This is a genomic window from Streptomyces chisholmiae (genome assembly GCF_031845445.1).
Taxonomy (GTDB): domain Bacteria; phylum Actinomycetota; class Actinomycetes; order Streptomycetales; family Streptomycetaceae; genus Streptomyces; species Streptomyces chisholmiae.
In genome coordinates, this window is record NZ_JAVREO010000010.1 from 82,824 (window position 1) to 95,384 (window position 12,561).

General features: G+C 75.9%; 12 protein-coding genes. 7 read left to right on the forward strand and 5 right to left on the reverse strand.

What is annotated here, in order from left to right:
* Window positions 1–281 precede the first annotated feature (281 nt).
* Entirely contained in the window at window positions 282–1,058 is a 777-nt protein-coding gene (locus RM844_RS17855; RefSeq protein WP_311668241.1) for a DUF3027 domain-containing protein, read from the forward strand.
* Between the two features lie 619 nt (window positions 1,059–1,677).
* Here RM844_RS17855 and RM844_RS17860 read toward each other — a convergent pair.
* Window positions 1,678–2,400, reverse strand: coding sequence for a sulfite exporter TauE/SafE family protein (locus RM844_RS17860; protein ID WP_311668242.1), 723 nt, complete (start codon window positions 2,398–2,400; stop codon window positions 1,678–1,680).
* Window positions 2,401–2,504: 104 nt separating this feature from the next.
* Between RM844_RS17860 and RM844_RS17865 the strand changes: the two genes are divergently transcribed.
* On the forward strand, window positions 2,505–5,714 hold the full coding sequence (locus tag RM844_RS17865) for a sacsin N-terminal ATP-binding-like domain-containing protein (protein ID WP_311668243.1): 3,210 nt from the start codon (window positions 2,505–2,507) through the stop codon (window positions 5,712–5,714).
* A complete protein-coding gene (locus RM844_RS17870; RefSeq protein WP_311668244.1) occupies window positions 5,702–6,538 on the forward strand; it encodes an endo alpha-1,4 polygalactosaminidase in 837 nt (278 codons plus the stop codon). Before RM844_RS17865 ends, RM844_RS17870 begins: the two co-directional genes overlap by 13 nt.
* A 10-nt stretch (window positions 6,539–6,548) precedes the next feature.
* Here RM844_RS17870 and RM844_RS17875 read toward each other — a convergent pair whose 3' ends face one another.
* Together RM844_RS17875 and RM844_RS17880 are read right to left on the reverse strand one after the other, a co-directional pair.
* Entirely contained in the window at window positions 6,549–7,022 is a 474-nt protein-coding gene (locus tag RM844_RS17875; RefSeq protein WP_311668245.1) for a nuclear transport factor 2 family protein, read from the reverse strand.
* Between the two features lie 21 nt (window positions 7,023–7,043).
* On the reverse strand, window positions 7,044–7,781 hold the full coding sequence (locus RM844_RS17880; RefSeq protein ID WP_311668246.1) for an SDR family oxidoreductase: 738 nt from the start codon (window positions 7,779–7,781) through the stop codon (window positions 7,044–7,046).
* 145 nt (window positions 7,782–7,926) lie between these two features.
* Here RM844_RS17880 and RM844_RS17885 point away from each other — a divergent pair, with 145 nt between their 5' ends.
* The 3 genes from RM844_RS17885 to RM844_RS17895 all read left to right on the forward strand — a co-directional run bounded on the left by RM844_RS17885 (window position 7,927) and on the right by RM844_RS17895 (window position 10,397).
* Window positions 7,927–8,772: a helix-turn-helix transcriptional regulator gene (locus tag RM844_RS17885; RefSeq protein WP_311668247.1), complete on the forward strand. Its 846-nt coding sequence runs from the start codon at window positions 7,927–7,929 to the stop codon at window positions 8,770–8,772.
* A 292-nt stretch (window positions 8,773–9,064) separates the two neighbouring features.
* Window positions 9,065–9,922, forward strand: a complete 858-nt coding sequence (locus RM844_RS17890; RefSeq protein ID WP_311668248.1) for a helix-turn-helix domain-containing protein — start codon at window positions 9,065–9,067, stop codon at window positions 9,920–9,922.
* Between the two features lie 43 nt (window positions 9,923–9,965).
* A complete protein-coding gene (locus RM844_RS17895; protein WP_311668249.1) occupies window positions 9,966–10,397 on the forward strand; it encodes a hypothetical protein in 432 nt (143 codons plus the stop codon).
* Between the two features lie 260 nt (window positions 10,398–10,657).
* Here RM844_RS17895 and RM844_RS17900 read toward each other — a convergent pair whose 3' ends face one another.
* A complete protein-coding gene (locus RM844_RS17900; protein WP_311668250.1) occupies window positions 10,658–10,873 on the reverse strand; it encodes a DUF397 domain-containing protein in 216 nt (71 codons plus the stop codon).
* A 326-nt stretch (window positions 10,874–11,199) separates the two neighbouring features.
* Between RM844_RS17900 and RM844_RS17905 the strand changes: the two genes are divergently transcribed.
* Window positions 11,200–12,009, forward strand: coding sequence for an NmrA family NAD(P)-binding protein (locus tag RM844_RS17905; protein WP_311668251.1), 810 nt, complete (start codon window positions 11,200–11,202; stop codon window positions 12,007–12,009).
* A 178-nt stretch (window positions 12,010–12,187) separates the two neighbouring features.
* Here the strand turns inward: RM844_RS17905 and RM844_RS17910 are convergent, their stop codons facing one another.
* Entirely contained in the window at window positions 12,188–12,493 is a 306-nt protein-coding gene (locus tag RM844_RS17910) for a hypothetical protein (protein WP_311668252.1), read from the reverse strand.
* Between the last annotated feature and the right edge of the window lie 68 nt (window positions 12,494–12,561).

A 12,561-nucleotide genomic window follows, 5' to 3' on the forward strand; every position in this document is an offset into this window, starting at 1 on the left:
CCGGCAAGCGTACGGCGCGGGGCGCCCCTGACTCCCCTGATCCGCCGGGCCTTTACCCGCTTTCCCCGAGCCGGACCAGCCGGCGGCACCCGCCCGCGCGCGGCGCCGCCGCTGAACCCATGCGCAGCTCACCCACCCCGTGCGATAGCGTGGCCCGACGGTGCGCCTGGCCTCGATGAGTGCGGCGTCGCAGCGGTCCCGGTGTCCGCTCCGTCCACCCTGTTCGCCCGCCAGGTGTGCGCCCCGAACGACGCCGTAGGAGAGTTCTTGTGAGTGCTGGGATGCGAAGCCGGACGCCGGACCGGCTGTGCGCCGAAGCGGTGGAGCTGGCCCGCGACGCGGCGGCCCAGGCGGCGCACCCGCACCGGTTGGGCGAGCACCTGGGCCTGGTGGCCGACGGGGAACGCCTGGTCACCCACTTCTTCGGCAGCGAGGAGCCGGGCTACCGGGGCTGGCGCTGGGGCGTCACCGTCGCCCGCGCCTCCCGCGCCCGCTACGTCACCGTGGACGAGGTGGCGCTCACCCCGGGACCCGAGGCGCTGCTCGCCCCCGACTGGGTGCCGTGGAGCGAACGGCTGCGCCCCGGCGACCTGGGCCCCGGCGACCTGCTGCCGGCCGAGGAGGACGACCCGCGCCTGGAGCCCGGCTACCAGGCCGAGGAGACCCCGCCGAGCGTCCCTTCGGCCGAGGAGCCGGAGACCGGGCCGGACCGCGGCACCGTCCGCGAGGTGGCCGAGGAGCTGGGCCTGGGCCGCAGCCGGGTGCTCTCCCGGCACGGGCTGAGCGAGGCCGCCGACCGCTGGGACGAGCAGTTCGGCGCGGCCACCCCGATGGCGCAGGCGGCCCCCGCCTCCTGCCTCAGCTGCGGCTTCCTGATCCCGCTCGCCGGCAGCCTGCGGCAGGCGTTCGGCGTCTGCGGCAACGAGTACGCGCCGGCCGACGGCCGGGTCGTCTCGCTGGCCTACGGCTGCGGCGCCCACTCGGAGGCGGCCGAGCCGCCCAAGCACCAGGCCCCGCCACCCCCGGTCGTCGACGACCTGGGCGCCGACCCGCTCTGACGGCTCCGCCGAACGGCAGGCCCCGGTCCGCCGCGCGCTGCCGCGTAGCGGCTCGGCCGCGCCGGGGGCCCGGGTTGGTGCGCGCTGGTGCGCTTCGCGGTTCTGCGCCTTCGCCGAACGGCAGGCGTCTGACCGCTGTGCGCTGCCGGGCGTGGCGGCGGCTGCGCCGGCGGTTCGGGGGCTGCCCGGCTTCGCCGAACGGCCCTGTGGGCTGCCGCGCCCGGCGGCGGACCGGCTGGGCCGGGGGCTCGGGGCTGTCGGCTACCGGGCTCCTCGGGCGTCGCCGAACGGCAGGCCGGTCGCCCGCCTGACCCGCCGTAGACGGCTTCGCCCGGCGCGGTCCGGCTTGTCGTCCCCCGGCTCCGCTGACCTTCGCCGAACGGGACGGCCCCGCCCCCTGTGAGCTGCCGCGGGTTGTTTCCGGCTCCCTTGGGCGTGCGCCCGGGGCGGCGGGCTGCTGGCTTCCCTGGCCTCGGTACACGGCAGGCCCTCGGCTACCGCGAGCCGACCCGTGGAGCGGTGGCCCCACCCGGGTCCCGGTAGCCCCGGCGGCCCGGCTGGCCCGGCTGGCCCGGCCGCGCCGGGGCGGGCGGCCCCCGCCCCGGCGCGTGCCCGCTAGCTAGGGGAGGACCGCTCGGAGGAGGAGGCCGGCGCCGGCCAGGGCGACCACCGTGAGGAGGAGGGCGCGCAGCGCGCCCGCGTCGACTCGGGTGCGCAGGGAGCGGCCGAGCAGGAAGCCGCCGACCATCAGGGGGGTGGCCGCCAGGCCGTACCCGGCCTGGCGGCCGGTCAGCTGGCCGGCGGCCAGCAGCGCGGCCAGCGATATCGCGCCGCCGAACAGGAAGAACGCGGCCAGCGTGGCCCGCACCCGGGCCGGCCGTTCGTGCTGGTAGAGCAGGGCCAGCGGCGGGCCGCCGATGGAGGTGGCGGTGCCGGTCACGCCGCCGAGCGCGCCGGCGGCCAGCAGCGACCAGGGGCGGACCGCGACCCTGACCCGCCACAGCGAGGCGGCCACCGCCAGCAGCACCATCGCGCCGACCGTGCCGGCCAGCGCGGCCGGCGCCAGCTGGCCGACCAGCCAGGCGCCGAGCAGCGCCCCCGGCACCCGGGCCGGCAGCGCCCAGGCCAGGCCGCGCCAGTCCACGTCCCGCCACTCGCTGGCCACGCCGAGCATCGGCAGCACCATGGAGGTGATCACCAGGGCGCCGGGCAGCAGCGAGGGTTCGAGCAGGGCCAGCACGGGCGCGCCCAGCAGGCCGAGACCCAGCCCGATGCTGCTCTGGAGGGCCGAGCCGAGGAACACCGTGCCGCCCGCGAGGAGCAGGAAGGATATGTCGGTCATCGCGCCCCGAACGTAACACCGGGTACCGACAATCCGGCCGGCGGGCCGAACAGACGAGCGACCGGAGGCGGGGGGTGTCGGTGGTCGGCGATAGTGTCGGTGACGTGACCACCGACCACGCGGTTGACCCGTACTCCGGTTTGCCCGACCCGTTCTCCACCGAGCGGCTGCGGCAGCGCGTGCTGCGCGCCTGGCGGGACTCGCCGGCCAGGTTCCGCGAGGACGCGAACGCCGAGGAGGACCTGGCGCGCGGTGGCTACCGCGACCGGCTGGTCGTGGAGTTGGCGCAGAACGCGGCGGACGCGGCGCAACGGGCCGGTGTGCCGGGCCGGTTGCGGCTGACGCTGCGGGACGGGGTGCTGACGGCGGCGAACACGGGCAGTCCGTTGGACGCGGCCGGCGTCGAGTCGCTGGCCACGCTCCGGGCCTCCGCCAAGCGGGACTCGGGTGGCGTCGGCCGGTTCGGGGTCGGCTTCGCCGCCGTGCTCGCGGTGAGCGACCGGCCGGCGGTGGCCAGCGCGGGGGGCGGGGTGCGCTGGTCGTTGGCCGAGGCCGCCGAGCTGGCCGGGGCCGCCGCCGACGACGTGCCGGAGCTGGCCGCCGAGTGGGAGCGCCGGGCCGGCGAGCGGCACGCGGTGCCGCTGCTGCGGCTGCCGTTGCCGCTGCCGGCGGCCGAGGCGGCCGTCCCCGACGGCTATGACACGGTGATCACGCTGCCGCTGCGGGACGCCGCGGCGGAGGATCTGGCGGATCGGCTGCTGGGCGCGGTGGACGACACGCTGCTGCTGGCGCTGCCCGGCCTCGGCGAGGTGGTGCTGGACACCCCGAGCGGGGAGCGGGCCCTGACCCGGCGGCAGTTCGGGCCCTACACGCAGATCACGGAGGAGCCGGGCCCCGCCGGCAGCGCGGTGCGGTCCACCCGGTGGCGGATCTCGGCGGTGGCCGGCGAGGCCGATGAGGCGCTGCTGGCGGACCGGCCGCTGGAGGAGCGGCAGCGCCGCCGGTGGTCGATCAGCTGGGCGGTGCCGGTGGACGCGGAGGGCGCGCCGAGCCCGCCGAGCAGCGCTCCCGTGCTGCACGCGCCGACCCCGACCGACGAGGTGCTGGGCCTGCCGGCCCTGTTGATCGGCAGTTTCCCGCTGGAGCCGACCCGCCGCCGGGTGGCGCCGGGACCGTTGACGGACTTCCTGTTGGCCCGGGCCGCCGAGTCCTATGCCGCGCTGCTGGCCGACTGGCGGCCGGTGACGCCGGAGATCCTCGCGTTGGTGCCGGGCCCGTTGGGCCGGGGCGAGTTGGACGGCCGGCTGCGCGAGGCGCTGTTGGAGCTGCTGCCGGGGACGGCGTTCCTGCCGAGCGCGGCGGCCGGGGTCGCGCCGGCCGGGCCGCCGGTGCCGGAGCTGGTGGAGCCGCTGCCCGGGGAGCCCCTGCCGGGGGAGGCGCCCGCCGAGCCGGAGCCGCCGGTGGCGCTGCGGCCGACCGAGGCGGAGCTGCTGGAGCGGGCCGGCGCCGAGACGGTGGCGGTGCTTTCCGAGCTGTTCCCAGGCCTGCTGCCGGCCGGTCTCGAACGCCGGGCGGAGCTGCGGGTGTTGGAGGTGGCGCGGGTCTCGCTCGGCGAGGTCGTCGAGCGGCTCGCCGGGGTGGACCGGCCGGCGGCCTGGTGGTGGCGGCTCTACGACTCGCTGGCCGGGGTCGATCCGGAGCTGCTGACCGGCCTGCCCGTGCCGCTCGCCGACGGCCGCACCACCATCGGCCCGATGCGGGTGCTGCTGCCGACGGCCGGCACGGAGCCGACGGAGCTGGGCCGGCTGGGCCTGAAGGTGGCGCATCCGGAGGCCGCGCACCCGCTGTTGGAGAAGCTCGGCGCCGCCCCGGCGACCCCGCGCGCGGTGCTGGACACCCCGCAGGTGCGGAACGCGGTGGCCGCGTCCGCCGATCTCGAGGTGTGGGACGAGGACGCGGTGCCGGCCGCCGAGCTGGCCGGCACGGTGCTGGCGCTGGTGCGGGAGGCCGAGTTGGCGCCGGGGGAGGCGCCCTGGCTGGGCGCGCTGGCGCTGCCGGACGAGACGGGCGAGCTGTCCCCGGCCGGCGAGCTGGTCTTCCCGGGCAGCGTCTTCCAACAGGTGATCAGGGAGCACGAGTTGCTGGCGTGTGACCGGGATCTGGCGGACGAGTGGGGCGAGTCGGTGCTGACCGCCGTCGGGGTGCAGGCCGACTTCGTGCTGGTCAGGGCCGCCGACGTGGTCCTGGACCCGGACGAGATGGAGCCGCGCGAGGGGGCTTTCGCCGAGCCGGACGACCTCGGCCTGGCGGACTCGGCGGACGTCTGGTGCGAGGACGTGCTGGACGCGCTGCCGCCGGCGGCGCTGCCCCCGGTGGCCACCGAGGTGCTGGCGGTGCGGGATCTGGAGCTGGTGGACGACGCGCACTGGCCGCGGGTGCTCGGCCTGTTGGGCCGCTCCCCGCTGCGGGAGGCGCTGACCGGGCGGGTCCGGGTGCGGATGCCGGACGGCACGCTGGAGTCGGTGCGGTCCTACACGGCCTGGTGGCTGCGGGGCGCGCCGGTGTTGGACGGCCGGCGCCCGGCCGGGCTGCGGGCCGCCGACGGCGATCCGCTGCTGGCCGGCCTCTATCCGGACGCGGACACCGCCGAGGTGGACGAGGAGGTGCTGCGGGCCCTCGGGGTGCGCACCTCGGCCGCCGCGCTGCTGGCCGAGCCGGGCGGCGCGGCCGAGCTGCTGGCCCGCCTCGGCGACCGGGAGCTGGCCGTCTCGGCCAGCCAACTGCACGGCCTGTACGGGTTGTTGGCGGAGCTGGAGCCGGCGGAGGTGACGCTCCCCGACGCGCTGCGGGCGGTGGTGGACGGCGCGGTGCGGGTGGTGGACGCGGCCGATGCGCTGGTCGCCGACGCGCCGGATCTGCTGCCGCTGGCCGGCGGCCGGCCGCTGCTGCCGGTGCCGCCGGAGCTGGCCGGGGAGCTGGCCGCGGTGCTGGACGTGCGGCTGCTCAGCGCGGCCCTGCCGGCGGTGCCGCCGGAGGGCGGCACCCGCCGCGAGGTGCCCGCGGCCGCCCGGGAGCTGCTGGGCGAGGACACGCCGGAGTGGTATCTGGAGCACGAGGACGGCCTGGTGATCGACGGCCAGGAAATGGACTGGCGGCTGACCGCCGACGGGGCGCTGCACGCGGCGACGTTCGAGGGGCTGGCCGCCGGCCTGGCCTGGGCCACCGGCCAGTGGCCGCGCCGTTTCGAGCTGGCCGCGCTCCTGGAGGAGCCGGGCCGCGCCGCCGAGTTGGAGACCGCCCGATGGTTCGACTGAGGTCCGTCCGGGCCGCCGCGGCGGCCGCCGCCCTGCTGCTGGCCGTGGTCGGCTGCTCGGCCGGCGAGGAGCGCCCCCGGGCGGCGGCGTCCTCGGAGGCGGGTGCCGAGGCCGACGGGGCCGGGGACTGGTGGAGGCCGGCCGCCGGCCTCGACTGGCAGTGGCAGCTGACCGGCCCGCTCGACCTCGACCTCCCGGTCCCCGTCTACGACATCGACGCCTTCGAGTCGACCGCCGAGGACGTGGCCACGCTGCACGCGCGGGACGTGAAGGTCATCTGCTACGTCAACGCCGGCGCCTGGGAGGACTTCCGCCCGGACGCCGACGCGTTCCCCGCCGAGCTGCTGGGCGAGGGCAACGGCTGGCCCGGCGAACGCTGGCTGGACATCCGCGCGTTGGACGTGCTGGGCCCGCTGCTGGCCGAGCGCTTCGACCTGTGTGCGGAGAAGGGCTTCGACGCGGTCGAGCCCGACCTCCTCGACGGCTACCAGAACGAGACGGGCTTCCCGCTGACCGCCGACGACCAGCTGGCCTTCAACCTGATGGTCGCCGAGCTGGCGCACGAGCGCGGCCTGGCCGTCGGCCTGAAGAACGACCTGGACCAGATACCCGAGCTGGTCGACGTGTTCGACTTCGCGGTCAACGAGGAGTGCGCCGCGCACGACGAGTGCGCGCTGCTCACCCCGTTCATCGAGGCCGACAAGCCGGTCTTCCATGTCGAGTACGAGCTGGCGCCGGCGGAGTTCTGCCCTCAGACCTCCCGCCTCGGGCTCAGCTCCCTCGCCAAGCACTGGGAGCTGGACGCCTGGCGCGCGACCTGCTGACGGCGGCCGGTCAGGCGAGCGCCCCGCTCGGGTCCGCGCCGTCGGTCCACCAGACGCCCAGCCGCTGCCTGGTCAGCAGCCAGCCGGCCGGGCCCCGGCGGAACTCCCAGGCGTAGGGGCCGCCCATGGCGTAGGGCGCGGCCGGCCCGCCGGTCTCGGTGACGGCCACGAACCACATGTAGCCGGTGCCGGTGGCCCGGTCGCCGGTCACCTCGAAGCGGGTGTTCAGGATGTGGTGCTGCATGTGCGGGTAGCCCGCCTCGGCCGCCGCCACCCGCTCGCGGATCGCCGCCCGGCCCCGGATCTCGCCCCAGGGGCCGAACTCCAGCACGGCGTCCTCGGCCCAGCAGGCGATCCAGGTGTCCCAGTCCTGCCGGTCCAGCGCCCGCCAGCCGCCGTGCAGCAGCGCGCGCAGCGCCTCGGTGTCCTCCAGCGCCCGCAGCCGGGCCAGCAGGGCCGTGTACTCCTCGGTGGTGATGCTCAACTCGTTCCCCTCCATGCTCGGTTACTGGGCGCTGGCGGTCGGCCGGACGATGATCTCGTTCACGTCCACCTCGGCCGGTTGGGCGATCGCGTAGCCGACGGCGTCCGCGACGGCCGAGGCCGGCAGTGCCACCTTCCGGTACTCCCGCATGGCCTCCCGGGCCACCGGGTCGCCGATGTGGTCGGCGAGCTCCGACTCGGTGACCCCAGGCGAGACCAGCGTGACCCGCAGCTCGGGCCCGCTCTCCTGGCGCAGCCCCTCGGTGATGGCCCGGACGGCGAACTTGGTGGCGCAGTAGACGGCGGCGGTCGGCACCACCTCGTGGGCGCCGACCGAGGCGACGTTCACCAGCTGGCCGCCGCCCTGCTCCCGCATCACCGGCAACGCGGCGGCGATGCCGTGCAGCACCCCGCGCACGTTGACGTCGATCATCCGGTCCCACTCCTCGACGCGGAGCGCCGCCAGCTCGGAGAGCGGCATCACCCCCGCGTTGTTGACCAGCACGTCCAGCCGGCCGAACTCGGCGCGGGCGGCGGCGACGAAGTCCCGCACGTCCGCCGCGTCGGTCACGTCCAGCCGCCGGAACGCGGCCACCCCGCCGGCCTCGGTCAGCTCCTCGGCCAGCCGCGCCAGCCGGTCGGTGCGGCGGGCGCCGAGCAGCACCCGGTGCCCGTCCGCCGCCAGCCGCCGGGCGACCGCCTCCCCGATGCCGCTGCTCGCCCCGGTGATCGCGACGGCCTTGGCGTTTCCGGTTGTCATCTACGCAGTCTCCTTCCGGCGGCGCCCCGTGGTGGGCCCGCCACCGAAGAGCGTGCGCGGCGCGGCCCGCCGGTGCCAGGACGGCTGTTGCCTGGGTCCGGCACACCCAGGCAAAGGGCACCGGTGGCGGCCTACCCTGGGCGGCATGACCAGTGGCAAGCAGCTAGGGGACTTCCTGCGCGCGCACCGGGCCCGGCGCCGGCCGGACGAGGTGGGCCTGCCCTCGCACGGCCGCCGGCGGGTGGTCGGCCTGCGCCGGGAGGAGGTCGCCGTCCTGGCCGGGATGAACACCGACTACTACGCGCGCCTGGAGCAGGGCCGCGCGCGGCACCCGTCCCCGCAGGTGCTGGCGGCGATCTGCGGTGCGCTGCGGCTGGACCCGGACGCCCGCGCGCACGTCTACCGGCTGGCCGGCGTGGTCCCGGACGACGCCGGGGCCCCGCCCCGGGAGACGGTCAGCGCCCAGCTGCGCGAGCTGCTCGACGGCTACCCGCACACCCCGGCCTTCGTGCTCGGTCCGGCGCTGGACCTGCTGACCGCCAACCCGCTGGCCCGGGCCCTGTTCTCGCCGTTCGAGCGGGCCGACAACCTGGCCGGGATGGTCTTCCTCGACCCGGTCGGCCGGCACTTCCACGTGCACTGGCACGAGGCGGCGCAGGCGGTCGTGGCCTCGCTGCGGCAGGCCACCGGCCACGATCCCGACTACCCCAGGCTGCGCGCGCTGGTCCGCGAACTGACCGAGGCCAGCGCGGAGTTCGCCGCGCTCTGGGCCACCCAGACGGTGCATCCGAAGACCAGCGGCGGCAAGGTGCTGCGGCACCCGGCGGTCGGCGAGCTGTCCCTGGGCTACCAGACCTTCGACGTGTCGGGGGCGCCCGGCCAGCAGTTGGTGATCTACCACGCCGCGCCCGCCAGCCCCACCGCCGAGGCCCTCACCCTGCTCGGCGCCCTGGCCGCCACCCGCCACACCCAGCTGGCCGACCCGGCCTGAGCATCCTCCGCGCCACCACCACCCGCCGGCCGCACCACCGCCGGCGGGTGCCGACGTGTGCCCCGGCGGTTGGCCCGGCGCGGGCCCGCGCCGGTTCGCTGACGCCGCATGAGTCAGAATGACATGTGTCATACTGGCGCTAGGCTGTTGGCCAACGCCCCCATCGCCAGCGGTCGTTGTGTAAGAGTTCGATAAGTATCCTGGCTGTTCGACGAGTGTCGGCATTCCGGATGGTCGGGCCGGGTGCCTCCCGCCAGGCCGTGCCGACCCCCGCTCACCGCGAAGGAGCCCCATGTCCAGGGCAGACGACCCCACCCTCAACCGCCGCCGGCTGCGCGTCGAGCTGCGACGGGCCCGGGAGCGGGCGGGGTTGACGCAGCACGAGGCGGCTGGCGCCCTGGAGTGGTCGATCTCGAAGATCATCCGCATCGAGAAGGGCACGGTCGGCCTCTCCGTCACCGACCTGCGCGCCATGGTCCGGCAGTACGCGGTGGCCGACGCCGAGTTGGTCGCGGCGTTGGAGGAGGCCGCCCGGGGCAGCAAGGGGCAGCCCTGGTGGACACAGTTCCGGGACATCGTCCAGCCGCCGTTCGACCTGTACCTCTCCTACGAGGGGTCGGCCACCTCGATCCGGGCCTTCCACCCGATCTACTTTCCCGGCTTCCTGCAGACCACCGACTACGTCGTGGCGCTGGCGCTGCCGGTGGTCAGCCCCGAGCGCGCCCGGCGCGCGGCGGAGTTGCGCGCGGCCCGGCAGGAGCGGCTCTTCGAGACCGAGGACGGCCCGCAGACTCACTTCATCGTGGACGAGGCCGCGATCCGCCGGATGATCGGCGGCCCCGCCCTCATGCGTCAACAGCTGCGCTATGTCAGGGAGTTGGCCACGCGGGATCGGGTGCGCCTGCAGATCCTCCCGTTCACCGCCGGCGTGCACGCCAGCGTCGACGGCAGCTTCGCCCTGCTGGGGTTCGAGGACGACGACGACCTCGTCAACGTCGAGTCCCTGGGGGGCACGCTCGCCAGCCGCGACGACTACGAGCTGATCGCGCGCTACCAGGAGTGCTTCGAGGACCTGACCGAACGGGCCCTGAGCGACGAGGCCACTCTCGCACTGATCGACCAGACCTTGGAGGGGCTCGGCACGAACTGAGGCCGAGCGCGTCTCCCCGCGGGGAGGGAGTGACGGAGCAGCCATGCAGGTTTTCAGGAGACGAGATGTCCCTCCGGGCCTCCCCGCGTCCTCGGACACCGCGCCGGGCCCGGAGGAGAGCGCGCCCGACCGGGCCCCGACCGCCCATGACATCACCCTGCGGGCCATGGGGAGCGACGTCGAGCTGGAGCGGCTCTTACGGCTGGAGCGCCGCAGGAACCACGCCCTGATATGGAGTTTCGTCATCAAGACCGCCGCGACCGTCGCGGCGGTCTTGTTGGTTTGGTACGCGGCCAGCGGGATCGGTGACCTGGTCTGGGAGCAGGTCTGGCCGCTGGTCAGCGTGGTGGGTGCGGCGCTGGTGACCTCGGTGACCGGGTGGCTGGTCGCGCGCGTCAGGGGGCGTCGTGCCGGCGACGCTCCGGCCGAGGGCGCGGGCGGGGATGCCACCCCGCCGTCAACCGACGGGCCCTGACCGGGTCCTGGCCGTGCCAGATCCCGGCGGCGACGGCCACGGCCGCCGCGACGGCGCCCCAGACCAGCAGCCGGGCCCCGGCCCCCTCGGCCAGTAGTGAGGCGCCGGCTCCCGCGACCGTCGCCGTCCCGCCGGCGAGCAGGGCGTAGGGGGAGAACCACCGCTTCTCCCGGGCTCCCATCGCGCCTCCGCCTCAGACCGGACGCGACGGACCGGCCGTCGCCCCGGCCGTCGCCCTTGCTGTTGATCCGGCCATGGGCCTAGCCGCCGGCCGGCTCCGGGGGGCGGACCAGCGTGGCCAGCGCGTCCCGCCAGGCTGCCCGGGGCAGGCGCAGTACCGGACCCTGGGCGACTTTCGAGTCACGGACCAGGACCTCCTCCGCCGCGAACGCCACCAGGCAACACTCACTGCTGCCGTTCTGCCCGCTGAAGCTGCTCTTTCGCCATGCCTGCGTGTGTGGATACCAGGCGGACACCCCGACCTCGCTTCCTGCGCCCGAGGACCGGTCTCCCCCCTGCCCCGTGACCCACTCACCTGGACCGGTTCCACCTTAGCGGTGCGGCGCTCGGGCCGCGGGGGAGTGCGGGGAAGCGGTCACAACGTGCTTTTACCCAGACTCCAAACGTTCGTGAACCGCTCCCCGAGGTCAGTCTCCGGCGGAAACCGGGCGATACCGCTCGCCTCCGGCGGAGTAGCCGGGCCTGCGGGGCGTGTGGCGAACGCGCTTGACCTCAAGTCGAGTTGAACTCCTAGGGTCGCTCGCGACGAGGCCGGTTCCGGCCTGACGAGAGGGGTGCGGAGATGACGACGCTGGTGACGGGCGCGACCGGGAACACCGGCCGACACGTGGTGGCCGAACTGGCGCGACGGGGTGAGCCGGTGCGGGCGTTGACCCGCGACCCGGACCGGGCGGCCGGCCGGTTCCCGCCGGGGGTGGCCGTGGTGGGCGGCACCCACACCGCGCCGGCCGCGCTGGGCGCCGCGCTGGACGGCGTGGACCGGCTACACATCACGGCGACGGCCGGCCTCGCCGAGGTCGGCCCCGAGCTGGTGCGCCGCGCGGTGGCCGCCGGGGTGCGGCGGATCACCGTGCTGTGGGGCGGCTGGGTGGGCCCGACCGAGCAGGCGGTGGCCGAGTCGGGCGTGGAGTGGACCAGGCTGGAGGGGCAGGAGTTCATGTCCAACGCGTTGACCTGGACCGACTCCATCCGTCAGGAGGGGGTGGTGCGCGAGCCGTTCGACCAGCCGAGCGCCGTGGTGCACGAGGCGGACATCGGGGCGGTGGCGGCGGTCGCGCTGCTGGCGGACGGCCACGCCGGGCGGGCCTACAACCTCACCGGCCCCGAGTCGCTGACCACCACGGACCGGATCGCGGCCGTCTCCCGGGCGATCGGCCGGGACGTGTCCCTGGTCCGGATCAGCCACCAGCAGGCGGTCGACCGGCTGTTGGCCGAGGGGGTCTCCCGGGCGGATGCCGAGTACGTGATCGACTGGCACGCCGACCCCGCCCCGGCGGCCCGCACGGTGGACGACACCGTCGCCCGGGTGATCGGCCGCCCGGCCCGCACTTTCGCCCAGTGGGTCGCCGAACACGCCGACCGCTTCCGTTAGGCGGCCGCCGGGGGCCGGCCAACACCCCCGGACGGCGGGGCGTTGGCCGGCCCCCGCTCGCGCGCGCGGCACGTCGGCCCCCCGGCCCCGGCCCCGGCCCCGAACCGCCGGCCCCGGCCCCTCAACCGCCGGCCCGGGACCGCCGGCCCCCGGCGGCCGGCGGCCGGGGGCCGACCGGCTACTCGGCGGCCGACTCGGTGGACTCGAACGGCGTGGTGGGCTGGGCGCCGTCCATGTCCGCCAGCTCCTCCTCGGTCAGCTTCCTGATCCGCAGCCCGTCCTCGGTCTGCTCCACGGCGACGCCCGGCCCCAGATCGACGGGCGGCCCGGGCTCGGTCGGCTGGGTGGTGCCCTCGGCGGGCGTGCCGGCCGGGTCGCTCTCGCCGGCGCCGTTCGCCGCGTTGGCCGAGGTGACGGCCAGCGCGGTCAGCCCGACGGCGGCGACCGACGACGCGATGATGCCCACGATCCGAGACTTGCGCATGAGGTACTCCCTGTTTCCGCGAACCCGGCCCGCTGCCGTGTTCGTGCCTCCATCTCATCGCGGGGCCA